General features: G+C 63.2%; 20 protein-coding genes and 2 tRNA genes. 13 read left to right on the top strand and 9 right to left on the bottom strand.

The window, feature by feature from the left end:
• Positions 1 to 292: 292 nt before the first annotated feature.
• The 3 genes from AC57B1_RS17705 to AC57B1_RS17695 form a co-directional block, all read right to left on the bottom strand.
• Entirely contained in the window at positions 293 to 715 is a 423-nt protein-coding gene (locus AC57B1_RS17705) for a helix-turn-helix domain-containing protein (RefSeq protein WP_408343263.1), read from the bottom strand.
• Positions 712 to 1,011, bottom strand: coding sequence for a type II toxin-antitoxin system HigB family toxin (locus AC57B1_RS17700; protein WP_408293505.1), 300 nt, complete (start codon positions 1,009 to 1,011; stop codon positions 712 to 714). The genes AC57B1_RS17705 and AC57B1_RS17700 overlap by 4 nt, the downstream gene beginning before the upstream one ends.
• 255 nt (positions 1,012 to 1,266) lie before the next feature.
• The gene (locus AC57B1_RS17695; protein ID WP_408343261.1) at positions 1,267 to 2,484 is read right to left on the bottom strand and encodes a glycosyltransferase family 4 protein; all 1,218 of its coding nucleotides are present in this window, start codon (positions 2,482 to 2,484) and stop codon (positions 1,267 to 1,269) included.
• A 168-nt stretch (positions 2,485 to 2,652) separates the two neighbouring features.
• Here AC57B1_RS17695 and AC57B1_RS17690 point away from each other — a divergent pair, with 168 nt between their 5' ends.
• On the top strand, positions 2,653 to 3,981 hold the full coding sequence (locus AC57B1_RS17690; RefSeq protein ID WP_496418171.1) for a glycosyltransferase family 4 protein: 1,329 nt from the start codon (positions 2,653 to 2,655) through the stop codon (positions 3,979 to 3,981).
• Between the two features lie 94 nt (positions 3,982 to 4,075).
• On the opposite strand, the gene rpiA is transcribed toward AC57B1_RS17690, so the two are convergent.
• On the bottom strand, positions 4,076 to 4,771 hold the full coding sequence (gene rpiA, locus AC57B1_RS17685; RefSeq protein WP_496418170.1) for a ribose-5-phosphate isomerase RpiA: 696 nt from the start codon (positions 4,769 to 4,771) through the stop codon (positions 4,076 to 4,078).
• A gap of 120 nt (positions 4,772 to 4,891) precedes the next feature.
• Between rpiA and AC57B1_RS17680 the strand changes: the two genes are divergently transcribed.
• Both AC57B1_RS17680 and AC57B1_RS17675 read left to right on the top strand, forming a co-directional pair.
• Entirely contained in the window at positions 4,892 to 5,290 is a 399-nt protein-coding gene (locus AC57B1_RS17680; RefSeq protein ID WP_408343255.1) for an aggregation-promoting factor C-terminal-like domain-containing protein, read from the top strand.
• Positions 5,291 to 5,292: 2 nt separating this feature from the next.
• The gene (locus AC57B1_RS17675) at positions 5,293 to 5,766 is read left to right on the top strand and encodes a hypothetical protein (RefSeq protein ID WP_496418169.1); all 474 of its coding nucleotides are present in this window, start codon (positions 5,293 to 5,295) and stop codon (positions 5,764 to 5,766) included.
• A 194-nt stretch (positions 5,767 to 5,960) separates the two neighbouring features.
• Here AC57B1_RS17675 and rlmB read toward each other — a convergent pair whose 3' ends face one another.
• Together rlmB and rnr are read right to left on the bottom strand one after the other, a co-directional pair.
• A complete protein-coding gene (rlmB, locus tag AC57B1_RS17670; protein ID WP_011488090.1) occupies positions 5,961 to 6,704 on the bottom strand; it encodes a 23S rRNA (guanosine(2251)-2'-O)-methyltransferase RlmB in 744 nt (247 codons plus the stop codon).
• A gap of 212 nt (positions 6,705 to 6,916) precedes the next feature.
• Positions 6,917 to 9,418 carry a ribonuclease R gene (rnr, locus tag AC57B1_RS17665; protein WP_408182966.1) on the bottom strand — a complete coding sequence of 834 codons (2,502 nt, stop codon included), beginning with the start codon at positions 9,416 to 9,418 and terminating at the stop codon, positions 6,917 to 6,919.
• Between the two features lie 338 nt (positions 9,419 to 9,756).
• On the opposite strand from rnr, the gene AC57B1_RS17660 reads away from it, so the two are divergent.
• Positions 9,757 to 9,843 (top strand) — tRNA-Leu (locus AC57B1_RS17660).
• Positions 9,844 to 10,094: 251 nt separating this feature from the next.
• Positions 10,095 to 10,181 (top strand) — tRNA-Leu (locus AC57B1_RS17655).
• Positions 10,182 to 10,325: 144 nt separating this feature from the next.
• Here AC57B1_RS17655 and AC57B1_RS17650 read toward each other — a convergent pair.
• Positions 10,326 to 11,657 (bottom strand): chloride channel protein, encoded by a 1,332-nt coding sequence (locus tag AC57B1_RS17650; protein WP_496418168.1) that lies wholly within the window; start codon positions 11,655 to 11,657, stop codon positions 10,326 to 10,328.
• A gap of 155 nt (positions 11,658 to 11,812) precedes the next feature.
• Positions 11,813 to 12,187: an MAPEG family protein gene (locus AC57B1_RS17645; protein ID WP_496418167.1), complete on the bottom strand. Its 375-nt coding sequence runs from the start codon at positions 12,185 to 12,187 to the stop codon at positions 11,813 to 11,815.
• A gap of 408 nt (positions 12,188 to 12,595) precedes the next feature.
• On the opposite strand from AC57B1_RS17645, the gene AC57B1_RS17640 reads away from it, so the two are divergent.
• The 8 genes from AC57B1_RS17640 (at position 12,596) to AC57B1_RS17605 (ending at position 24,921) form a co-directional block, all read left to right on the top strand.
• A complete protein-coding gene (locus AC57B1_RS17640; RefSeq protein ID WP_408185997.1) occupies positions 12,596 to 13,816 on the top strand; it encodes an MFS transporter in 1,221 nt (406 codons plus the stop codon).
• Positions 13,817 to 14,177: 361 nt separating this feature from the next.
• Positions 14,178 to 15,053 (top strand): TetR/AcrR family transcriptional regulator, encoded by an 876-nt coding sequence (locus tag AC57B1_RS17635; protein ID WP_496418166.1) that lies wholly within the window; start codon positions 14,178 to 14,180, stop codon positions 15,051 to 15,053.
• A 476-nt stretch (positions 15,054 to 15,529) separates the two neighbouring features.
• Complete coding sequence (locus AC57B1_RS17630; RefSeq protein ID WP_496418165.1) at positions 15,530 to 18,028, top strand: acyl-CoA dehydrogenase; 2,499 nt, start codon at positions 15,530 to 15,532, stop codon at positions 18,026 to 18,028.
• Between the two features lie 159 nt (positions 18,029 to 18,187).
• Positions 18,188 to 19,603 carry a 3-oxoacyl-ACP reductase gene (locus tag AC57B1_RS17625; RefSeq protein WP_496418164.1) on the top strand — a complete coding sequence of 472 codons (1,416 nt, stop codon included), beginning with the start codon at positions 18,188 to 18,190 and terminating at the stop codon, positions 19,601 to 19,603.
• Positions 19,604 to 19,605: 2 nt separating this feature from the next.
• Entirely contained in the window at positions 19,606 to 20,526 is a 921-nt protein-coding gene (locus AC57B1_RS17620; RefSeq protein ID WP_496418163.1) for a MaoC family dehydratase, read from the top strand.
• Positions 20,527 to 20,692: 166 nt separating this feature from the next.
• Positions 20,693 to 21,994: an acetyl-CoA C-acetyltransferase gene (locus tag AC57B1_RS17615; RefSeq protein ID WP_408343237.1), complete on the top strand. Its 1,302-nt coding sequence runs from the start codon at positions 20,693 to 20,695 to the stop codon at positions 21,992 to 21,994.
• An 85-nt stretch (positions 21,995 to 22,079) separates the two neighbouring features.
• Positions 22,080 to 23,858: an AMP-binding protein gene (locus tag AC57B1_RS17610; protein ID WP_496418162.1), complete on the top strand. Its 1,779-nt coding sequence runs from the start codon at positions 22,080 to 22,082 to the stop codon at positions 23,856 to 23,858.
• Between the two features lie 37 nt (positions 23,859 to 23,895).
• Positions 23,896 to 24,921 (top strand): DUF1571 domain-containing protein, encoded by a 1,026-nt coding sequence (locus AC57B1_RS17605; protein WP_496418161.1) that lies wholly within the window; start codon positions 23,896 to 23,898, stop codon positions 24,919 to 24,921.
• Here the strand turns inward: AC57B1_RS17605 and AC57B1_RS17600 are convergent.
• Entirely contained in the window at positions 24,918 to 25,325 is a 408-nt protein-coding gene (locus AC57B1_RS17600) for a hypothetical protein (RefSeq protein ID WP_496418160.1), read from the bottom strand. The two genes, AC57B1_RS17605 and AC57B1_RS17600, sit on opposite strands and share 4 nt — an antisense overlap.
• Between the last annotated feature and the right edge of the window lie 21 nt (positions 25,326 to 25,346).

The following is a 25,346-nucleotide window of genomic DNA, read 5'->3' as shown; positions in this document are numbered from 1 at the left end:
TTTGTATTTGCGCGAAGGTCTTTAGACCACAACGAAGCGCGCGCTCAGAACGCGCCACTCGCGTGTGCCTATTCCTGTGTGTGGATCGAGGATGCGGGCGCGCACGCGCTTCTTACGCGAAGGTGCTTCGCATGCTTCGCGTGATCGAAACAGGAACAGCGCCAATGCGCCGAGCACCGACACCGGCGATTAACAATGCCGCCGGTGCGACGTGGACAGGCTGAGGTGAATGGACGAGAAAAGGCTTGCCGGCCGGCACAGCGCACAGCGCGAGGCCGACGCTGCGCGGCGTTTACAGGAACGCGCTGACGTCGGTATGAAAACGCACGGCCAGCGCCTTGGCCACCTTCTTGCTGATGGCGCGGCGGCCCGCGAGGATATCGCTCACCACGGTAGGCGACGCAATACCTATCAGGTCCTTCTGCCTCAAGCCATGCGTTTCCAGCAAATGACGCAACACCTCGCGCGGCTCCGCTTTGGGAATCGTCACGTTGTGCGCTTCCCATTTTTCGATCAGATCGGTCACGATCGCGAACAGATCGGACAGCGGATCTTCCTCGTTGCCATTCAGATGGTCGGCAAGCGAGTTGGCGAGCCGCACCATGGTCTGGTAGTCCTGCTCGTTGCGAATGGGTGTGATCGGCAACTGGGTTCGCAGTGCCGCCCAGGTTTGAGCGATGTCGGGAAAGGCTCCCGGAAGGCGATCGGCATTCATGAGTTTAGATTCTTCCTCGTCCAATGGTCGTACTCCGCATGCGTCATGACATGACGAACGAATAACGACTGCCTGTTGTAGTGAATCGCCGCAACGATCCGGAACCGGTTGCCGCCTACATCGAAAACGGTGTATTGAGGCGGCACGTAGTCCACGCCGGCGAACGTCTGCTTCAGGTCGTTATAGCCATACGCGAGGCATGCCTGCGCCAGTGAATACCACGTCAATAGCGCACTGCGCGCGCCCGGATGTCTCTTTATGAAGTCCAGCAACGCTTTCTTTGAAATGACCCGCATCGGATTTCCTCGCACGTTTTCGCGCGCTGAACATGCGCGCTTCACCTGCAAGGCTAAACGGAGCGAATCGACACCGATAGCCGGCCGGACGGCATAGTCCGAACGGCTATTTACAGCTCACCGCGGTACCACGAACAGCATTTTATTCGCATACCGCGAAGTTCGCAATATGCGAATAAAGAGACAGCCCGGCGCTTCTCCGGGCCGTTCCCCAATCCATACCGGGCCCAGCTGCCGAGCTCACGTTCGAGCCCGTCAGCGGCCCCAACTGCTTTTCGGCGCCGGTTCGGCGGGCCACCGGAGCTCCTGGGTGGCCAGATCGGGTTCGGCCCGCTCGACCATGCCGACCCGATGGCGCAACCCCGCCGCCGCGATCGTGCGCGTCACCTCCGCCATGAACGCGCGCCGGAATACCGCCGCCGAAAAACGTTCCGCGTTCGCGCGGCACGCCGCCGGCGTGATCTGCTCGCACTGACGCTCGAAGCGGGCGATCGCGTCGAGCATCGACACCACGGTCTGGCGCGCGAAATACACGCCGGTGGGATGCGCCTCGCCGATCGGCACCACGGTTTCGAGCGCGCCGCCCTTGCCGAATGCAATGACCGGCGTGCCGCAGGCCTGCGCTTCGAGCGCGACGATGCCGAAATCCTCTTCCGCGGCGAATACGAAGGCTCGCGCGCGTTGCAGATGATCCTTCAGGACCTCGAACGGCTGATAACCGAGGATCGTCACATTCGAACGCGCCTTGGCGCGAATCGCCGCCATCTCCGGCCCGTCGCCGATCACGATCAGCTTGCGATGCGGCGTGGCGTTGAACGTCTCGACAATCAGATCGATGCGCTTGTAAGGCACCATCCGTGAAGCGGTCAGATAAAAGTCTTCCTTGCGCGTGCACAGCTCGAATTCGTGTACGTCGACGGGCGGTGGAATCACGGCCGCATCGCGCCGATAAGTCTTCATCATGCGGCGCGCCACGAACTGCGAGTTCGCAATCAAACGGTCCACGCCGTTGGCCGAGTGCGAATCCCAGCCGCGCAGGTAGTGGAGCAGCGCGCGCGCGGCCCACGACTTCGGTCCATGCGTCAGATTCGCTTCGCGTAGGTACTGGTGCTGCAGATCCCACGCGTAGCGCATCGGTGAATGCACGTAGCTCACATGTGTCTGATCCGGGCCGACCAGCACGCCCTTGGCGACCGCATAGGAACTCGTAATGATCAGATCGTAGCCGGACAGATCGAATTGTTCGACGGCAAGCGGCATCAACGGCAAATAGGTGCGATAGTGGCGTCGTGCGAACGGCAAACGCTGAATGAATGAAGTCGTCACGGGCTTGCCGCCCAAAGGTCTACGGTCTTTAAGGAAATCGACAAGACTGAAAAGATCCGCGTCGGGAAAGCACTCGATGATCTGCTCAAGCACCTTCTCCGCCCCGCCCGGCGCGACCAGCCAGTCGTGCACGATCGCCACTTTCATGATCACCCCGTTTTTTAATTAATGCCTCTTGGGCCTGGTAACGAGTGTATGTGGCGCATCGTTAGCTGTGCGTGCGCGTGCCCACATTCGGCGCGCGACTGTACGCGAATAATCAAGCATCGCCATTCGCCTATTGCGAACCTGCGCGTTCCATTACTTCGCCTTCCTATGCGCCCGACGATCGACGCCACGCCACTCGCCCCTCTTGCTCCACGCGCCCCGCTTGCGCATTCCTTGCCGCGGGTTCAGCCCGCGCTGATCGATCCTGCTGGCGCGTCCGCACCTGCGTCCGCATCTGCATCTGCACCTGCCTCGCCGACGGCAATTGGCGCAACGCCTGCGATACCGCGCGTGCTGTTCGTCGATCAGAGCGGCCAGCTCGGCGGCGCTGAATTCGCGCTGCTGCAACTGGCGCACCATTGCGCTGCGCGCAGCGAAGTCGTGCTACTTTCCGATGGTCCGTTTCGCGCGCGCCTCGAAACACTCGGCGTGCGCGTCCAGGTGATCAACGACGCGCGGGTGTCGAACGTCGAGCGGCAAGCGTCCGCGTTGAGCTGTCTGCGCGTCGTGCCCGGCATCCTGCGTCAGGTGCGTGCGATCGCAACGCGCGCACGACAGTTCGACGTGCTGTTTCTCAACACGCAAAAAGCGCTGGTGCTCGGCGCGCTCGGCAAACCGCTGCATCGCAAACCGGTGATCTGGTATCAGCACGACATTCTCACGCGCGAGCATTTCGGGCGCGTGCAGTTGAGTGTCGTCAAATGGCTCGTGCGGATCGCGGTCGATCACGTGGTGGTGAATTCGCAGGCGTCGGCGCGCTCGCTCGCGGCGTTGACAGGTATCGCGGCCGGCTCGGCGCCGGTCGTCTACAACGGCATCGACGCCGCCGCGTTCATCCGTGTGAACGGCAGCGACATGGCCGCATTGCGGCGGCGTCTCGGCCTGCCGGAAGAGGCATGGATAGCGGGCCTGTTCGGCCGCCTCGCACCGTGGAAGGGCCAGCATATCGCGCTCGACGCGCTCGCGCGCCTGCCGGACGCGCATCTCGTGCTGGTGGGCGCGCCGCTATTCGGCGAGGAAGCCTACGCGCAGCGCCTGCGCGAGCAAGCCTCGGCGCTCGGCGTGACGGATCGCGTGCATTTTGCGGGCTTTCAGGACGACGTGCCCGCGTGGATGAAAGCGATGGACGTGATCCTGCACACATCCACCGAACCGGAGCCGTTCGGGCGGGTGGTCGTCGAAGGGATGGCGGCGGGACGCCCGGTGATCGCCTCGGCGGCCGGGGGCGTGACCGAGATCGTGCGGCACGGGCGCAATGGCTGGCTGGTGAAACCGGGCGACGCCACCGCGTTGGCTGACGCGATCGGCGCGTTGCGCGCCGATCCGGCCTTAGCGCAGCGCCTTGCACAACAGGCGCTGACCGATGCACAAACGGAATTTTCAGTGGAGCAGTATTTGCAGCGGATGACGCAAGAAATCAGGCAAGCCGCAGGCTAACGCTTGTCGTTGCGAACTTCATGCCCGACGCCGGACGCGAGCCGGTTGACCCAGGCTCGCGCGCGGCGCTCACGCGGCGCTCAGACAGCGTTGCTCAACTCTTGCTGTACTGGATCGTCTCGACGCCGGTATCCGTGCCGAGCATGCACAGATCCGCGCCACGGGTGGCGAACAGGCCCACCGTCACCACGCCCGGCCATGCGTTGATATGGGTTTCCAGCGTGCGCGGGTCGCTGATGCGCAAACCCTTGACGTCGATGATTTCATTGCCGTTGTCGGTAATGAACGGCACGCCCTCTTTCGTGACGCGCACCACCGGTACGCCGCCAAGCGCCGCCACGCGGCGGCCGATCGCGGTACGCGCCATCGGCACCACTTCGATCGGCAGCGGGAAATTGCCGAGCGTATCGACCAGCTTGCTGGCGTCCGCAATGCACACGAACACGTCCGACACCGACGCGACGATCTTCTCGCGCGTCAGCGCGCCGCCACCGCCCTTGATCATCGCGCCGCTGTGGTCGATCTCGTCGGCGCCGTCCACATACACCGGCAGCGAATCGATTTCGTTGAGGTCGAGCACCTTGAAGCCGTGCGATTGCAGCCGTGCGGTGGTGGCGAGCGAACTCGACACCGCGCCGCGATAACGCGTCTTGTCGGCGGCCAGCGCGTCGATGAAACAGTTCGCGGTCGAGCCGGTGCCGACGCCGATCACCGAGCCTTCGGGCACGTTGGCGTTCACGTAGTCGGCGGCGGCCTGGCCGACCAGTTGCTTGAGTTCGTCTTGAGTCATGGGAGAGGCAGGCGAGCAGTAAAAAACGCTAGTTTACCGGAGTGGCGCGCGAGCGCCCGTCGGGAATACTTCTTCAGCGGGGGCTGCCGCATTGCGTCCAGCCGGTGGAACCGAGTGGATATGGCAAGTCGACCGCATGAGCAGCATGCACACAATCATCGCGAGACAAAACACAAGAAAAAAGGTTGGGTAGCGAAAGACCCGACAACTTTGCCAGTTTCGTCGCAAAATGCCCTACGGTCGGCTATGTCGCTAGAGGGGGTGCCACTGACGGATTTTAACGATCTCCTTTGGATCATGGCGCAGGAGTCGGACGGCGTTGTCAATGCACGCAATACTGAATCAACTGCGCGGGGCCTGTTTCAACTGCTACGCCCGCAGTACAGCTTGAATCCAAACGGTGAAAAATCGTTCGGCAACGCCATCGAAGAGTGCCAGGGCGGAATTCACTACATCTTCGGCCAATATCACACGGCGCAGATGGCCAGGAAGTTCTGGGAAAAACATCACTGGTATTGAAAATGAAAAAGCTATTTTTCGCGTTTCTTGCGTTGTTGGCTTTCTCTATCGGGCAGTCCTCCGCTGATGAAGCAGCGCCCCAATTTAACGATTTTCCCGCCACAGACGTATTTAATGGCAAACCGTCGAAAGTCAGAATTATCTCTTCCCGAGATAGAAAATTCGCCACTCGACTACGCGAGTTAAGTGGTCAGCGTCCGAATTTTGCGGGGCACTATACGCTCGCCAGTTGGGGATGCGGCGCGTCCTGCATTCAAACGGTCGCAATTGATGCGAAGACAGGAAAGGTGGCGTGGCTTCCCTTTACCGTGTGTTGCTGGGACATCGATATAAGCGAACCGATCGAGTTCAAACGCGACAGCAGCCTGATCATCGTCCACGGAAGCCGGAATGAGGCAGGCGCCGGTGTGTACTATTACCGCCTGGACAAGGCCGGATTCACGCTGGTAAAGGCCGTTGAAAAAGTTGCGTCGTAATCGAACGGGACAGGGCGGCCGGGAAAACGAAGCACTGACGAAACCGCGCGTGTTTGCGGCACTCGAGCCAGCACACGCGCGTCGTAACCCGGCTTGCATTTGCCACTCACTCGCCGGACAGTTGCAGACCACTTCAATCGCTACTGTCCGGAAAGCGGCTGCTTGAACTTGCGCAAGCTCTTGCCTTATCGGCGTTACTTCTTCACCGACCGCTGACGCACCGCTTCGAACAGACAAACCCCGCTTGCCACCGACACATTCAGGCTTTCGACCGTGCCCGCCATCGGGATCTGCATGACCACGTCGCAGGTGTCGCGCGTGAGGCGGCGCATGCCCTCGCCTTCGGCGCCCATCACGAGGGCCACCGGACCGTCCAGTTCCGTGTCGTAGAGGCTCTTGGTGGCCTCGCCGGCCGTGCCGACGACCCACACTCCCGCGTCCTTCAACTCACGCAGCGCGCGCGCCAGATTCGTCACCGTGATGTACGGCACGGTGTCGGCCGCGCCGCTCGCCACCTTCGCGGCCGTCGCGTTCAAACCGACCGCGCGATCGCGCGGTGCGATCACCGCGTGCGCGCCGGCAGCGTCGGCAACACGCAGACACGCGCCGAGGTTGTGCGGATCGGTCACGCCGTCGAGCACGAGAATCAGCGGCGAACCGTTGATGCCGTCGAGCAACTCAGCCAGATTCTGCGCGAGCGGCATGTCGCCCGCGCGCGCGACCACGCCCTGGTGACGCTCCGTGTGCGCGAGGCCCCACAGACGCGTTTCGTCGGCGGCGATCAGGCGCACGCCGGCTTCTTTCGCCGCGTGCAGGAATTCGGTCATGCGACGGTCTTTGCGCGTCGCGTCGTAATAGACATCTTCGACCGTCGACGCATCGTGCCGGATACGCGCCGTCACTGCGTGGAAACCGTATAGAACCTTGAGACGTGCCATAACTGATACAACCTTTGATTGAGCGCGCATGCAACGCGCGCTGCTGTGATGAATATGAACCTGTGCGAATCTGTTTACCGCGCCTGCTTGCCGCAGTCGTAAGCCGCGTTCGCAAGCCGCGTTCGGACGGCAGGCTGCGATGAAATGCAGACCGCGCGCAACCGGCACGTTGCTACGTGCCCGATGCGCGCGGTTCAAGCAGTCAGGCGACTTCAGCGCTTCTTGCGTGCCTGCGGTTTCGACGCCGATTTGGTCGCGGCGCCATGCTTCTTCGCCGCGCCGCGCGCCGCGCGTGCTTCCTTCACCGCTGCGGTTTGCGCGGGCGCAGGCTTCTTGCGGCGCGCGCCCGGCGCGGCCGCGCCACCTTCCGCCGGCGGCAACGCACGCACGCGTGCACCGCCATTTTCACCGGATGACTTGTCGGCCGCCGGCCCGCGCACCAAAGGCGGCTTGATCGGCGTGTCGCGCACGAGCCGGAAGTCGATCTTGCGTGCGTCGAGATCCACGCGGCTCACCTGCACCCGCACACGATCCGACAGACGATAACGAATGCCGGTGCGCTCGCCGCGCAACTCGTTCTTGATCTCGTCGTACTGGAAGTAGTCCGAGCCGAGTTCCGTGACGTGCACGAGGCCTTCGATAAACAGCGAGTCGAGCTGCACGAAAATGCCGAACGACGTGACGCCATTCACCATGCCGCCATACTCTTCGCCGAGTTTGTCGCGCATGAAGTAGCACTTCAGCCACGCTTCGACGTCGCGCGAGGCTTCGTCGGCGCGGCGCTCGTTGGCCGAGCAATGCAGACCGAGTTCTTCCCAGATCGCCACGTTGTTGCCGCGCACGCGGCCGCGTTTTTCGTCGTCGGCCTGCTGCATGGCGCGAGCGCGCGGCGAGAGCGCCGTATTCAGCTCGACGCCTTGCGGCGGCTCCGGCTGATACTTGCGACCCTGCAGGATCGCGTAGATCGCGCGGTGCGTGAGCAGATCGGGATAACGGCGAATCGGGCTCGTGAAGTGCGCATACGCCTCGTACGCGAGACCAAAGTGGCCGATGTTGTCCGGGCTGTAGACCGCCTGCTGCATGGAGCGCAGCAGCATGGTTTGCAGCATCTGCGCGTCGGGCCGCTCGCGGATCTGCGCCATCAGCGCGGCGTAATCGCTTGCGTGCGGCGTCTCGCCACCGTTGAGCGTGAGGCCCATGCCGCGCAGGAAGGTGCGCAGATTCTCGAGCTTTTCCGCGGTCGGTCCGGCGTGGACGCGGAACAGCCCCGGATGTTTGTTGCGCTTGAGGAAGTCGGCCGCGCAGACGTTCGCGGCCAGCATGCATTCCTCGATCAGCTTGTGCGCGTCGTTGCGGGTGCGCGGAATGATCTGCTCGATCTTGCCCTGCGCATTGCAGACGATGTACGTCTCGGTCGTATCGAAGTCGATCGCGCCGCGTTTCTGGCGCGCGGCGAACAGCGACTTGTACACGCCGTACAGATTCTGCAGTTGCGGCAGCAGCGCGGCGCGGCGCGCGGCCTCCGGACCCTTGGTGTTCTTCAGGACCGCGGCGACTTCGGTATAGGTGAGCCGCGCGGCCGAGTGCATCACGCCGGGATAGAACTGATACGCCTTCACTTCGCCGCGCGCGGTGACGATCATGTCGCACACCAGCACACAACGGTCGACGTTCGGGTTCAGCGAGCACAAACCGTTCGACAGTTTCTCCGGCAGCATGGGGATCACGCGGCGCGGGAAATACACCGAGGTGCTGCGCTCGATCGCGTCGGCGTCGAGCCCGCTCTTCGGGTGCACGTAGTGCGAGACGTCCGCGATTGCAACGATCAGCCGGAAGCCCTCGCCACGACCCACCTGAACCGGCTCGCAGTACACGGCGTCGTCGAAGTCGCGGGCGTCTTCGCCGTCGATCGTGACGAGCGGCACATCGCGCAAGTCGATGCGATGACGCGCGTCGACCGGACGCACTTCGTCGGGCAAGCGCGAGGCTTCGTCGAGCGCGGCCTGGCTGAATTCGTGCGGTACGCCGTACTTGCGCACCGCGATTTCGATTTCCATGCCGGGGTCGTCGATATCGCCGAGCACTTCCACCACGCGGCCGAGCGGCTGCGAATGACGGCTCGGGAAATCGGTCAGCTCGACCACCACCACCTGGCCGACCTTGGCCTTCTTGGTGTTCTGCGTGATCAGAATGTCGTGGCCGATGCGCTTGTCTTCAGGCGCGACGATCAGCGCGCCGTTCTCGTTGAGCAGGCGGCCGATCACGCGCTTGTTGGCGCGGTCCGTGACCTCGACGATATGCCCTTCCGGCCGGCCGCGCCGGTCATAGCCGACGATGCGCGCGAGCACGCGGTCGTTGTGCATGACCTTCTGCATTTCGCCGGTGGGCAGGAACAGATCGTCCTGGCCGTCGTCGCGAATCAGAAAACCGTAGCCGTCGCGATGGCCTTGCACGCGGCCCGCAACGAAGTTCGACGGATGGGTCAGCTGATAGAGATTGCGCTGATCGAGCCGGATCTGGCCGTCGCGCTCCATCGCGCCTAAGCGCTTGAAAAAACCTTCGCGCTCCTGGCGCTTGATCGACAGCGCTTCGGCGATGTCGTTCGCGGCAAGCGGCGCTTCACTCGTGCGCAGGACGCCCAGGATTTCTTCGCGGCTTGGAATCGGATACGGAAATTTGCTCAAGGGCTTATCGATGATTTTTTCTCGTTGCATGGACGTCGGTCGGCGATGTGGCTCGGTCTAGGAAGCGATGACGGTGCGCTTCGGTTGCGCTTGAACCGCGCTTGAATTGCACCTGCAAATGCACAGAAAAGACTGCTCGGGTCCGGCTCGTTCAAAGCTGAGTCCGACGGGCGTGTGCACCGTGCCAACGAACTACTGCGAGGCATTCTAACACCCGTATTGCGCGCCAAGCGGCCCCGACAATAGTCGTTAGGCAGTTGCTGTGAAGCGCTTGCAGGCACGTCGTCGCGATGTTTAAGCAAGTTTTGAGAAACGCTTGACAGGCCCTAATCTGTCGCTATAATGGCGTTCTTTGCTGTTCATCACCTGCCCAGGTGGCGAAATTGGTAGACGCACTAGGTTCAGGTCCTAGCGGTGGCAACACTGTGGAGGTTCGAGTCCTCTCTTGGGCACCAGATTCAAAAGTAAAGCCGCTTACGAGCGGCTTTACTTTTTGTGTGAGACCTGGTGATCTGCTTCCGGTTATTCGGAGTGGATTGCGTGGTTGACAGGTAGTTTGAGGTACTTGGCAGAACGGTTGTTGAGCAGTGAAGTATCGCTTCGCTGCACGACTTATCCGGGCGGTTGAGTGAAGCGAAGTTAGTTTGCAGGTAGGGATTGACACGCTGCATCATCACGCTAAAATAGCGGTCTAGCTTGAAGACGTGCCCAGGTGGCGGAATTGGTAGACGCACTAGGTTCAGGTCCTAGCGGTGGCAACACCGTGGAGGTTCGAGTCCTCTCCTGGGCACCACCCCTCTTCAAGTGAAACGAAACACCCCGTTGAGCCTTTGCGCTTCGCGGGGTTTTTTGTTTCTGGCGACGCTTCTTGATGCCTGCCGGACTTCGCCTGCGGCAGAGTGACATTCAACATGCCACCCGGCCAAAGGCCGAATCCTCATCGCGCTTTACCTGCCCCGCTCCAGTTCAAGCCAAAGCTCGACTGCAACGCCGGCACCCACTTCGCGCACGCGCGATACCCCAGCAGCGCGCCGCCCACGGCGAACAGAACGGGAATCAGAAAATCCTGGCTCACGCGGGTGAATTCGAACATCAGCACCACGGCCGTGATCGGCATTTGCATCGAGGCGGCGAGAAATGCCGTCGCGCCGACCACCGCGAATGCGCCCAGCGACGCCCCCGGCCACACGACGCTCCACAATCCGCCGAGCACGATCGCCAGCAACGCACCGTTCGCAAGCCCCGGCGTGAGCAAGCCACCCTCCGCGCCTGCCCGCAGACTGCTCGCGGTGATCACTACCTTCAGCACCAGCAGCATCGCGGCAAGACTCACGGTCAGGCCACCATCGAATGCCAGTCCCGCGGGGCCCTTGCCATTGCCGAGCAACTGCGGGAAATGCATTGCCAGCACGCCGATCATCGCGAAGTTCAGCAGCGACAACACCGGCAGGCGCCAATTCTTCGGCGCGGCCGCACGCGAGCGTTGCATCAGTTCCGCGAAGCTCCACGCCGCCGCGCCGAAGATCGGACCGCACACCACGGACCACACCACGAGCGACGAACTGAGCGTCAGCGAAGGCACGAAGTATTGATGCTCGTTGCCGAGGCCCACCTGAGCGACCAGCGCGGCCACCGACGAAGTCACGATGGCCGGCACCAGAACAGGCCAGCCGAAGCTGCCCAGCAACACTTCGAGTACGAACACCGCGCCGCCGAGCGGCACGTTATAGACGGCGGCCAGCCCGGCGCCCGCGCCGCACGCCACCATGATCCGGCTTTGTGCGACCGACAGGCCCGCCCGCCGCGACAGCCAGCCGGCCAACGCCGAGCCGATTTCACGCGGCGCTACTTCACGGCCGAGCGGCGAGCCCAGCGCAACGGTGACGATCTGGAGCACGGCATGGACCGTCGTGCTTGCTACAGGCATCTGCGGATCGTCGGACTTGACGGCCTGGCGAATGCTCACGAGCGGCCGGCCGAAACGGTACAGCGCCCACCAGCCGAGCCCGGCCACGAGTCCGCAAACCGTCAGCACGAGCAGGCGGCGTTCGGGCGAGGCGCCGCTCACGCCCTGCAGAAAACTCTCCGCGCTGATCACGTGCGTCACGCTGTAGCCGTAAGCGAGATGCTGAATGCCATGCAGCAGCAACGCGAGCAGCATGCCGCCAAGACCGGCGCCGACACCCGTGAGCAGCGTGACGGCGGCGACTACGGCAAATGGACTCCGTTCGCGGCGTACGGACTCGGAAGCGATTGATTTGAATGACATGGCGCGCGGACTACGGCGAAATAAGTGGAATGCCAATCATGTTATTCCGCGACGCAACATGAATCAAATTGATTTTTCAGCTCGACTGATTCACTGCACGCATATATAAGACGGACCGACCCGCAGCACAAACGCCGCGGCGCCTTCACGCTGGCCTAGCGAACCGACACAAAGAACATCGACACCACGCACGCGACACCGACGAACCAGACCAGCGACCTGAGCGACGCCAGGTTAGCCACATACAGTACGCCGTGCAGCACTCGTGTGATCACGAAGGTGATCGCCAGCCAGTTGATCCACGTGCTCGATCCGCCCACCTGTCCGGCTACGACGATCGCGGCGGTAAACATCGCCAGCGCCTCCCACGCATTCTGATGCGCCGCATGAGCTCGCGCTCGCCAGCCTTCGAGGTTCGCAAGATAAGCGCGCGGCGTGCGATTGTCGTAGCGTTTGCTGACCTTCGCCAGCATGGTCCACGGGAACGGCAGCAGCGCCACGATGAGCAGGCATATATGCGGAATCGTCATTGGTTAGTCTCCCTTGTATGCGCGGCGCGAATGCCGCGCGAGCCGCTGTTATACCCGCCGGTGCGCGCCGTCGCCAACCGGAATCCCAGGAGTGTCACCTCTACCTGCAAGCGAATTACCTTAAGTCAAACTGACCGGATTACCGCAATGGCAGCCGAAAAACATTACAGATTACACACTCTATTGCAACACCATTAATACAATAATTACATTTACCCGACGCATAAACATGTACCGCGATTCCGCGTGAAATTGGCTCCAGGGATTAATACGGATAAACGCGCGTTCATTCATGCAAGCGTTTAACAGTCGGCGTACACTCGCTCGAAGCCTATGCCACGGGGGCGTCGGGGCTGCACAGCCGCCCGTGGTCGATCACGGGATATCGGGGACTCAGGAGAACAATCAATGAGCTGGACACGGGAACAGAGAAACGTCACGATCGCCGCCTATCTGGGCTGGACACTCGACGCATTCGATTTCTTTCTAATGGTGTTCGTATTGAAAGATATCGCGGCGGAGTTCAATACAAAAATCCCCGAAGTCGCCTTCGGCATTATGTTGACCTTGATGATGCGTCCGCTCGGCGCATTGATTTTCGGCTGGCTCGCCGACAAGTACGGCCGCCGTCCCACGCTGATGGTCAACATCGCGTGCTTCTCGCTACTGGAATTGCTCTCCGGTTTTTCGCCAAATCTGGCCACCCTGCTCGTGCTGCGCGCGCTGTTCGGCATCGCGATGGGCGGCGAATGGGGCGTCGGTGGCGCATTGACCATGGAAACCGTGCCGCCGAAATCGCGCGGCATCGTCTCGGGTCTGCTGCAAGCCGGTTATCCAAGCGGTTATCTGCTCGCCTCGGTCGTGTTCGGCGTGTTCTATCAATACATCGGCTGGCGCGGCATGTTTTTCGTCGGCGTGCTGCCGGCGTTGCTCGTGCTGTACGTACGCGCGCATGTGCCGGAATCGCCCGCCTTCAAGACGCTCGAAAAGAAAGCGCGTCCGGGTCTCGTCGCCACGCTCAGGCAGAACATCAAGCTGTCGCTGTACGCGATCGTTCTGATGACCGCGTTCAACTTCTTCTCGCACGGCTCGCAAGATCTGTATCCGACCTTCCTGCGCGTGCAGCATCAGTTCGACGCGCATACGGTCTCGTGGATCACGATCACGCTGAATGTCGGCGCGATTTGCGGCGGCCTGTTCTTCGGTTCGTTGTCCGAGAAAATCGGCCGCAAACGCGCGATCTTCATCGCCGCATTGATCGCGTTGCCGGTGCTGCCGCTGTGGGCCTTCTCGAGCACGCCGGTGCTGCTCGCGCTCGGCGCGTTCCTGATGCAGATCTCGGTGCAGGGCGCTTGGGGTGTAATTCCGGTACACCTGAACGAAATCTCGCCCGACGAAATCCGCGCGACGTTCCCCGGTCTCGTGTATCAGCTCGGCAATCTGATCGCGTCGGTCAACGGCCCGTTGCAGGCGAGCGCTGCTGAAGCGCACGGCAACAACTACGCGCTCATCATGGCGGTCGTGATCGGCATCGTGGCGGTGGTGATCGCCGCCCTGATCCCGTTCAGCCGCGAGCGCCGCGGCATCGACATGACGCAGTCCGCCAAACAGGTGGCGGCACAGCTTTAAGCGTTCGAACTAAACAGCTATTTTGCCGGCGCGTTATCAGGCACAATAGCCTGCAAAGGCGGCTCGAACCGCCGCGACGCAAAGCACGCGTCAGCAAACAGAAGCAGGGCCAAACACAGGTAGCAAAGCAATACGAGGCCGTTCCGATTTTCATCGGAACGGCCTTTTTTATTTCCGCGCGGTTTGACGCACTGCGCGCAGGGAAAGCTCGACCTTCGTCAGGTCTTCTAGAGGAGTTAGTCGACACCGATCCCTTGCTCGCACGCACCATTCCTTCTTATCCTGAAAAAAACGGCTGTTTCAAATCGACATTTGAATCGCTTGTTTGCGGGCCGGATGCCCGGCAACTGGGAGACGCAACATGGCAGTTCGCACAACAGGCCGGCATGCCGGCGATACGAAGTCCCGCATCCTCGACGCCGCCGAAACGCTTTTCGTCGAATGCGGCTATGAGGCCATGTCGCTGCGCCAGATCACTTCGCGCGCCGAAGTGAATCTCGCGGCAGTGAACTATCACTTCGGCAGCAAGGAGTCGCTGATCCACTCGATGCTGTCACGCCGTCTCGACCGTCTCAATCAGGAGCGGCTCAAGCTGCTCGACCGCTTCGACGCCATGCTCGGCGAGCGCCTGACCTGCGAGCATGTGCTCGGCGCAATGTTCATTCCGGCGCTGCGCCTGTCACGTGAACCGCGCGTGGGTGGCAAGGCGTTTCTGCGTTTGCTCGGCCGCGCTTATACCGACCCGTCGTCGTTCATTCGCGACTTTCTCAACGGGCATTACGCTTCCGTCGCGGTGCGCTTTTTCGATGCGTTCCAACGCGCACTGCCGCATCTGCCGCGCGAGGAACTCGGCTGGCGCCTTCACTTCGCGATCGGCGCGCTCTCGGGCGTGCTGGCCGGCACCGACACGGACAGTCTGCTTTCCGAGTTTTCGCAAGGCAAGTCGATGAACGATCTGCAACTCATCGCACGCCTCGCCTCGCTGATGGTGGCCGCGCTCAAGGCACCGCTGCCCGACGGCTCGCAACTGGCCGTGTTCGCCGCGGTGCTCGGCGACGCGACTGAAGGCGGCTCGGAATGCGCGACTGGAGACGGCACGGAAAGCGCGGCGAGCGCGGCACGCGCGTCGGGCGAATCGGCGTCGGCGTCGCCCTTTTCGTCCGTATCGGAAGGCGAACGGCATGGCGGCGCTATGGAAGCGGGGGCGTTTCAGCAGGCGTTGCACGGCACGGCATAGCGTTGAACCGGCGCGGACGGCACTGTCGTGAGCCGTCCGCACGGAGCGCCCATGCAAGGCAATAACCGGATCGCCACCGCACCATGCAAGCAATCCACGCAACGTTAAGCACGCCGCAGCATCGAAAGAATCCTCGACCGGCAATCCCTACACAGGCGGTCAGCATCAGAGAAGCAATACGTTCCCGATACACACTCAGCAGGAAGGCGACCGGACATCATGAACGCTGCATACCTGAGCAACGACCTGACCAGCAACCTGAGCGGGACGTCTAAGTCCCGCACCTAAGCGTCGCCGCGCTGTCGAACTACAAACGCGACACGCCAACGAAGCAGGCTCGACAGGAAAGCGAAACGCAGGCAACACCCGGACGCGCGACAAAGCATCCCGCTCGCCGGAAACAAAATCATTAGAACGCGCACCATCCGCGCCCCGTGGATGCGTTCGCACGCACCATCGAAACAGGAGGAAACGTCATGCCGTGGTTCATCCTAGTGCTCGTCATCGCCGCTTTCGCGCTCGTCTACGTTCAGGCACGCGCCGTGTGGTGGCTTGCCTTCATGATCGTCTGGGTCGCGGCCGCGCATGTGAGCGGCGCGGCGGGACCGCTGGCCACGACGCTGCTCGCCATCGTATTCGTCCTGCCTGCCCTCGTGCTCGCGCTCAAGCCGCTGCGCCGCGCATGGCTCGCGAAGCCGGTGCTCGACATCTTCCGCAAGATCCTGCCGGAGATGTCGCCGACCGAGCGTGACGCGATCGAAGCCGGCACGGTCTGGTGGGACGCCGAACTGTTCTCGGGACGCCCGCACTGGGACAAGCTGCTCGGCTACGGTCCCGCCACGCTGACAGCGGAAGAGCAGTCGTTCCTCGACGTCGAATGCGAGCAGCTGTGCGATCTTGCGAACGACTGGGAAACCACCATGGTCTGGCAGGATCTGTCGCCGACCACCTGGCAGTTCATCAAGCAGCGCGGCTTTCTCGGCATGATCATTCCGAAGCAGTACGGCGGCAAGCAGTTCTCCGCCTACGCGCATTCGCAAGTCATCATGAAGCTCGCCACGCGCTGCTCGGCCGCCGCCGTTTCGGTGATGGTGCCGAACTCGCTCGGCCCGGCCGAGTTGCTGATGCACTACGGCACCAACGAGCAGAAAAACCACTATTTACCGCGCCTCGCACGCGGCGAGGAAATCCCCTGCTTCGCGTTGACGAGCCCATACGCGGGTTCCGACGCGGCGGCGATTCCGGACGTCGGCATCGTGTGCAAAGGCACGTTCGAGGGCCGCGAGACGCTCGGTTTTCGCGTGACGTGGGACAAGCGCTACATCACGCTCGGACCGATCGCGACCGTGCTCGGCCTCGCGTTTCGCGCGCTCGATCCCGACCATCTGCTCGGCACGGACAACGAACCCGGCATCACCTGCGCGCTGATTCCGACCGACCATCCGGGCGTGAACATCGGCCGCCGTCACTGGCCGCTCAACGCCGTGTTCCAGAACGGCCCGAACTCGGGCAAGGACGTCTTCATTCCGCTCGACTGGGTGATCGGCGGGCGCGCCCAGGTCGGCAACGGCTGGCGCATGCTGATGGAATGTCTGGCCGCGGGCCGGGCGATTTCGCTGCCGTCTTCGAATGTGGGGATGGCGAAAATCGCCGTGCGCGGCACCGGCGCTTACGCCGCGGTTCGTCGCCAGTTCCGCACCGCCGTCGGCAAGTTCGAGGGCGTGCAGGAAGCGCTCGGCCGCATGGGCGGCAACCTGTACGTGATGGACGCCGCGCGCCGCCTGTCGGCGCATGCGGTGGATCTCGGCGAAAAGCCCTCGGTGATTTCGGCGATCGCCAAATATCACATCACCGAGCGCGCCCGCATGGTCATCAACGACGGCATGGATATCGCCGCCGGCAAGGGTATCTGCATGGGGCCGTCGAACTTTCTCGCGCGCGCCTATCAGCAGGTGCCGATTGCGATCACCGTGGAAGGCGCGAACATTCTCACGCGCTGCCTCATCATCTTCGGCCAGGGCGCGATCCGCTGCCATCCGTATGTGCTGAAGGAAATGGCCGCCACGCGCGAAACGGATCGCACCCGCGCGCTGCGCGATTTCGACGCGGCGTTCTTCGGCCACGTCAGCTTCACGCTGTCCAACGTGGTGCGCAGTTTCGTGTACGGCGTGACGGGTGGCGCGTTCATCGTCAAACCGCGCACGGCGTATGCACCGCTGCATGCTTACTATCGTGCGGCCACGCGCCTGTCCACCGCGTTTGCGCTGCTTGCCGATGTCTCGATGTTCGTGCTCGGCGGCGACCTGAAACGCCGTGAGCGCATCTCCGCGCGTCTGGGCGACGTGCTGTCGCAGCTTTACCTGATCTCGGCCACGCTCAAGCGTTTCGAAGACGAAGGCCGTCAGGAAGAAGACCTGCCGCTGGTTCGCTGGGGCGTCGAGGATTCGCTGTACAAGGCGCAACACGCACTCGACGGCGTGCTCGCCAACTATCCGAACCGCCTCGCCGCCGGCCTCGTGCGCGTGCTCGCCTTCCCATTCGGGCTGCCCCACCGCGAACCGTCCGACCGCCTCGGCAGCGAAATCGCGGAACTCATGCAGACACCTGGCGCCGCGCGCAACCGTCTGGTGTCCGATTCGTACGTGCCGCATCCGGATGTCGACGCGCTCGGTTACGGCGAGCTGGTGTTCGAGCTGAACCCGCGCTTCACGCAGATCGACCAGAAGCTGCGTGAAGCGGTCAAGCAAGGCCTGCTCGAACCGATGCCGCAGAGCCTGCCGCAACTGGCCGCATGGACCGAAGCGGCACAGAGAAAAGGCCTGCTCGACGCCGACGAGCGCCGCGTGCTGGACGATTACGCGCGTTATGGCGCGCAAGTCGTGAAGGTGGACGACTTCCCCGCCGACTTCGACATGCTCGCCAACCTGCAAAAGCGCAAGGAGACCCTGGAAAAGGCGCTGGAGCTCGCGGCCTGAGCCCTGCGCCGGTCTGAAAAAAACATCCGGGCAAGGCGCGCCGCGTGCGCCGAACTCGGTGCACACTGACACACGTTCGACGCCCCCGATTCCCCAAAGACGAACCCCTTTGGGGCGGGCGGCTTCCTTCGAGGCGTGGCCAGCGGAGCAACCAATAATATGAACGACTCTTATCTGAACTTCGTCAATTCGCCGTTCGGCGCGCGTCTTGCGCGCTCGCTCGGCCTGCCCAGGCCCGAGGTGCTGCGCCGCTTTCGCGCCGACCAGCCCGAGTTCGGCGGTCTGGTGGCGATCGGTGCGGGCCGTGAACCGCAGTTGCTCGACGCGCTCGCAAATCTCGTGGCCAGCATCGGCGTGACGAGCGTCGCGCATGAGAGCGCCGGGCTATGGGTGCCGCTCGCCAATCGCCACGGTCTCATGACGGGCCGTTTCGAACCTGCCGACTCTGCATCGCAAGGCAAGCTCGCGGCCCTGCTGTTCGACGCGAGCGGAATCGACGACAGCACCCAGCTCGAACCGCTGCACGGCTTCTTTCACGACACGCTGCGCTCGCTCGGCAAGTGCGGGCGCATCATCGTGCTGGGACGGCCGCCGGAAAGCTGTGCGACGCCACGTCAGTGGACCGCGCAGCGCGCGCTCGAAGGCCTCACGCGTTCGCTCGGCAAGGAAGCCCGGCGTGGCATCACCGCCAATCTCGTCTATGTGGAGCAAGGCGCCGAGAACGGCGCGGAAGCGACGTTGCGATTCTTTCTGTCACCACGTTCGGCTTATGTGTCGGGTCAGGTCGTACGCATCGCCGCTGCCGGCGCGGGCCATGAGGCCATGCCGGCTTTCGACTGGCAGCAACCGCTCGCGGGCCGGCGCGCGATCGTGACGGGCGCCGCGCGCGGCATCGGCGCCGCGATTGCGAGCGTGCTGGCGGCCGAAGGCGCGCACGTGATCGGCATCGACATTCCTTCAGCGCGCGAGGCGCTCGACGCGACCATGCGTCAGCTGAACGGCACCGCGCTCGCGTTCGACATCGCCGCACCCGAAGCGCCCGCACAAATCGCCGCTGCGCTCGACGAACAGGGCGTGGATATCGTCGTGCACAACGCCGGCATCACGAAGGACAAAACCATCGCGAAGATGACCGACGCCGCGTGGCAAAGCGTGATCGACATCAACCTGTCCGCGCAGGAGCGGATCGACGACGCCCTGCTCGCCGCCGGCATTCTGCGCGATGGCGGCCGGATCATCGGCGTGTCGTCGATCAGCGGCATTGCCGGCAATCTCGGCCAGACCAATTACGCCACCTCGAAGGCCGGCGTGATCGGCCGGGTGCAGAGCATGGCGCCGTCGCTGCGCGCGCGTGGCATCACGATCAATGCGGTGGCGCCCGGCTTCATCGAGACGCAGATGACCGCGAAGATTCCGCTGACCATCCGCGAAGCCGGTCGTCGCATGAATTCGATGAGCCAGGGCGGCCAGCCGGTCGACGTCGCGCAGACCATCGCCTGGCTCGCGCATCCGGGATCGGCCGGCGTGAGCGGCCAGGTCGTGCGCGTGTGCGGTCAAAGCCTGATTGGAGCGTGATCATGAGCGAGCCGGGGCACCCGTTCGGCGGCAGTCATGCATCGAACACGGCGCGGCCGAAGACCGTCGTGATCGAGACCTTGCCGGCGCCCGCGAAGCTCTATGCGCGCGCGTTGTCCGGCGTCGTCAAACGCGGGCGCGAGACGCATCTGCCGCCGCTGCGCCTCGTGCGTCCCGCCGTCCCCCTCGACCCCGGCCCGATCTGGCGCTATGCGCGCGTGTGCGGCTTCATCCCCGAGCACGGCGTGCCGCTCACGTATCCGCACCTGCTCGCTTTTCCCCTGCATCTGCTGATGCTGACCGACCCGGCGTTTCCGTGGCCGGCGCTCGGGCTCGTGCATCTGGCCAACCACGTACGCCTGCGCCGGCCGCTCGCCTACAAGGACATGCTGCGCGTCGAGGTGGAATTCGGCGCGCTGCTGCGCCACGACAAAGGCCAGGCGTTCGTGCTGCATACCCGCATGTACCGGCGCGGCGAAGCGGTGTGGGAGGGCGACAGCGTTTATCTGAAGCGCGGCGTGCCGGCGAGCGGCAGTGCGCTCGATCCGCTCGAGCTCGGGCCCGAACCGCTGCAACGCATCGCGCGCTGGCAACTCGCGTCGCAACTGGGCCGCGACTACGCCGGCGTATCGGGCGACTACAACCCGATCCATCTGACCGCTTTGTCGGCGAAGGCGTTCGGTTTTCCGCGCGCCATCGCGCACGGCATGTGGACGCTGGCGCGCGCCGCCTCCGCACTGCAACCGCCCAAGCCGCTCGCGGAAGCCACGCTCAGCGCCGAATTCAAACTGCCGATGCTGCTGCCCGGCGAAGCGTCGCTGTGGAGCGCGTCGCCTTCGCTGATCGAACGCGACATCGAAGTGCGCGACATCAGCGGGCAAAAGCCGCATTTGCGCGGCCGCATGCAGTGGAGACTGCAATGAGGTGCGCGCGGCGTGCATCGAGTCATGGAATCAGAACCGGCTGAAATCGTTGTTCTATCAGGACGGTCAGAACGGTCAGCACGATCAGGACCGCCGCAGTCGATCATCGCAGCAGTCGCACCATTCGCCCACTCAATAACCAGGGAACGACCCGAAGGAGCCGAGCATGTCCAACCCCCAGCCAGCCGTACGCCGCGTCGCCATTGTCGGGGGCAACCGCATTCCGTTCGCCCGCTCGAACACCGCCTACGCGACCGCGTCGAATCAGGACATGCTGACCTTCACGCTGCAAGGGCTGATCGACCGCTACAACCTGCACGGCGAACGGCTAGGCGAAGTCGCGGCGGGCGCCGTCATCAAGCATTCGCGCGACTTCAATTTGACGCGCGAATCCGTGCTGTCCACCACGCTCGCCAGGGAAACGCCCGCCTACGACGTGCAGCAGGCCTGCGGCACCGGACTCGAAGCCGCGATTCTCGTCGCCAACAAGATCGCGTTGGGACAGATCGAGGTGGGCATTGCGGGCGGCGTCGATACGACTTCCGACGCGCCGATCGGCGTCAACGAGCGGATGCGCAAGATTCTGCTCGAGGCGAATCGCGGCAAAAGCGCCGGGCAACGCGTCGGCGCGCTGACCAAGCTGCGGCCCGGCATGTTTTTCAAGCCGCTTCTGCCGCGCAACGGCGAGCCGCGCACGGGCCTCTCGATGGGCGAGCATTGCGAGCTGATGGCCAAGCGCTGGAATATTTCGCGCGAGGCGCAGGACGTGCTCGCCTACGACAGCCACCGCAAGCTCAACCAGGCGTACGCACGCGGCTTCGTCAACGACCTGATGACGCCGTACCGGGGACTCGCGCGCGACAACAATCTGCGCGCCGACCTCACGCTCGAAAAACTCGCGAGCCTGAGGCCCGTGTTCGACCGCGACGCCGGCACGCTCACCGCCGGCAATTCGACGCCGCTCACCGACGGCGCCTCCGCCGTGCTGCTCGCGAGCGAAGACTGGGCAGCGCAGCATGGATTGCCGGTGCTCGCGTATCTGAGCTGGTCCGAGACCGCGGCCGTCGACTTCTTCGACAAGAAAGAAGGCCTGCTGATGGCGCCCGCGTACGCCGTGCCGCGCATGCTCGCGCGCGCCGGACTGAGTTTGCAGGACTTCGATCTGTACGAAATCCACGAAGCGTTTGCCGCACAGGTGTTGTGTACGCTCACGGCGTGGCAGGATGACGAGTATTGCCGCACGCAACTCGGTTTGCCAGGCGCGCTCGGGGCAATCGACCGGGCAAAATTGAATGTGAACGGCAGCTCGCTGGCAACGGGTCATCCGTTTGCCGCGACAGGTGGACGCATTGTCGCCGGCCTCGCGAAAATGCTCGCGCAACTCGACAAACCGGCCGGCACCGCGCGCGGTTTGATTTCGATCTGCGCGGCGGGCGGCCAGGGTGTGGTGGCGATTCTGGAGCGGTGAACGGCCGTAGGATCAGCATACAAATAGATGAAGCCCTAGCTTCAGCGATTATTCCGCATCAAGCTTTGCATGGGAGGAGACGATCATGACGCAGCCCACTCAAACCCCTTTCCCGCTCGCCACGGATTCCGCGGCGCCGAGCGCGGCAACCCACGCGCCCAACACCGACGGCATCTGGTACGCGTCCTATCCGGCGGACGTGCCGCACGACATCGACGTCAACCAGTACGAATCCGTCGTGCAGTTCTTCGACGAATGCATTGCGCAGTTCCGCGAGCGCGTGGCGTATGTGAGCGTGGGCGCGAACCTGACCTACGGCGAACTCGGCCGCAAGGCCAGCGCGTTCGCCGCGTATCTGCAAAGCGTCGGCGTGAAACCTGGCGAACGCGTGGCGATCATGTTGCCGAACACGTTCCAGTACCCGGTGTCGCTGTTCGGCGTGCTGAAAGCCGGCGGCGTGGTGGTGAACGTGAATCCGCTCTATACGGTGCGCGAACTCGCGCACCAGTTGAAAGACAGCGGCGCGCAAACCATCATCGTGTTCGAGAACTTCGCGAAGACGGTCGAAGACGCGCTGCCCGGCACCAAAGTGCAGAACGTCATCGTGACGGGTCTCGGCGATCTGCTCGCCGATGGCCTGAATCTGAAGGGACGCCTGCTCAACTTCATGCTCCGGCACGTGAAGAAGATGGTGCCCGCGTACACCCTGCCGAAGGCCGTGCCGCTCCTCGAGGCGCTGTCGATCGGCTACTCGCGGCCGCTGACACCCGTGCACCCCACGCATGCGGACATCGCGTTCCTGCAGTACACGGGGGGCACGACCGGCGTCGCCAAGGGCGCGATGCTCACGCACAAGAACATCATCGCCAATCTGCTGCAAGCGAAAGCGTGGTCCGAAGGTCAACTGACCGGCGACATCGAAACCGTGCTCACGCCGCTGCCGCTCTACCACATCTATTCATTGACCGTGAACGCGCTGATCTTCATGGGGCTGGGCGGGCGCAACATTCTGATCGCCAATCCGCGCGACATGAAACGCGTGATGATGATCATCCGTCACGAGAAATTCACCGGTATGACGGCCGTGAATACGCTCTACAACGCCTTCCTCGAAAACGAGGAGTTCTGCAAGCGCGACTTCTCAAATCTGAAGCTCGCCATGGCGGGCGGCATGGCCACGCAGAAATCGGTGGCCGAGCGCTTCAAGGCGGTGACCGGCAAGCCGATCATCGAGGGATATGGGTTGACCGAATGCTCGCCGATCGTGTCGATGAATCCGGTCGATCTGAACAACATGCGTGACTTCGAAGGCTCGATCGGTTTGCCCGCGCCGTCCACCCACGTGCGTTTCAGGAAAGACGACGGCAGTTGGGCGAACATCGGCGAGGCGGGCGAATTGTGCGTGAAGGGGCCGCAGGTGATGAAAGGCTACTGGAACCGCCCGGACGAAACCGCCAAGGTGATCGACGACGACGGCTGGCTCGCCACGGGCGACATCGGCGTGATGGATTCGCGCGGCTATATCCGCCTGATCGACCGGAAGAAGGACATGATCCTGGTGTCGGGCTTCAACGTCTATCCGAACGAAATCGAAGACGTGATCGCCGCGCATCCGGACGTGCGGGAAGTGGCGGCCATCGGCGTGCCCGACGCCACACAGGGCGAACGGGTGAAGGTGTTCATCGTCAAGCGCAATGCTTCGCTGACGGCCGAACAGGTGATTGCCCACTGCCGCAAGAATCTGACAGGCTATAAGGTGCCGAAGCTCGTCGAGTTCCGCGACGAGCTGCCGCAAACCAACGTGGGCAAAATTCTGCGCCGCGCGCTGCGCGACGAGGAACTCGCGAAGCAAAAGCCTGCCTGACTGGGATTGCGCCTCGCGTCACCTTACGGAGAGATTCATGAAGCACCGCATGTCCGCACGCTCATGCCGCACGTCGGCCTTCATGCCTCTCCCCCGTGTTTCGACGCAGGCCGCCGGTATACGGGCGTCGCTCCATGCGCCGTTGCAAAGCACGCCGTCGCGCAAACTGCTGCTCGCGGCGCTCGTGGCGAGCGCGGTCGCGCTGGCCTCGCCTCACGCATTCGCGCAAAACGACGATACGCCGCCCGCGCTCGATACCGTCAGCACCCTCAAGGCGCCGGCCACGCCGTCCTCGCAGGTCGGCAAGCTCACGCTGGATCAGCAGGTCAAATGGCTGCGTGCCGCACAGCAAAGCGGCGCCATGGAAAAGCTCGACGACGCGCAACTGGTCGCGCTATTCCAGTCGCTCGATCCGCTCGCGTTGCCGCGTTATATCAAGGAAGGGCCGAACGGTTATCCGTCGTACGAGTTCACCATGTTGCGTTCGGAACGCATTCGCGGCCAATGGCCCGATAAGCCCGATCACATGCTGGTGCGCCTCGCGCGCGACCCGCTGCGAATCTACGCAAAGTGGCTGCCTGATGGCGCGCACGCGGGCCAGGAAGTCATCTACGACGAGTCCAGGCGGACCGACGAAATGTACGGACACCTGGGCGGCATCCTGAACGTGATGCCGTTGTGGACCTCACTGCACGGCGTCCTCGCCCGCGCGCAGTCGAACCATGACGTGCGCGATCTCGGCACCGAATACATCGCGAATCAGTACCTCGCCGAGGGCAAGAAATACGCCGAGGCCGGCTTGCCGCGCTCGACCACGATAAACGTGAAAACCATCGACGGCGTGCGCGTGGTGGCCTTCACCTTCGAGACGCCGAACGGCCAGCCGCAGTTCTACGCGAAAAAAGAGACGCTCGGCCTCGATCTGCGGCACCCGTATTTCCGCTCCGTCGAGTCTTACGACAATAACGGCAATATCTTCGAGCGGATCGTGTTCGAAACCATCACGCCGAAAACCTTCGACGATTCGACGTTCGATCCGAAGAACAAGGCGTACAGGTTCTAGCGCGGCGCGAACGCGAAGGCGACATGGACCGGTTGCGCGTGGGCGCCCGTCCCGTGCTCGTCACTCCGTTCGACCCGCTGTCCCGCACGGATCGCGAATTCGCTAAGGACGAAGAAATCCGAGGCGCGCGTGAGGCCGATCAGCCTCGCCGCCGATCGCGCGGACGTCGCGCCGAGCAGCGGCGCGAGGGTCGTGTACCAGAGCACGCCGATATCGTCGCCGGTTTCGAAAATCGGCCACTGCCTGTGCGCGGCATATTCGGCGAGCGCGACGCCGTGCGCGAGCGTCGAATCGACCACCGCCACCATGCTGTTACGCGCCGCGCCGTGCGCGAGCCACGGCCACGCGCTGCCCGCCACGCTCGGCAGGCAGGCGCCGGTCATCATGAAAGTGCGCCGATGCATGGTTCGCTCCTGTCGTCATAT

It is taken from the genome of Paraburkholderia sp. BGA-UO-ETr-F21, assembly GCF_059567925.1.
This window is presented reverse-complemented; position numbering and strand designations above follow the sequence as displayed.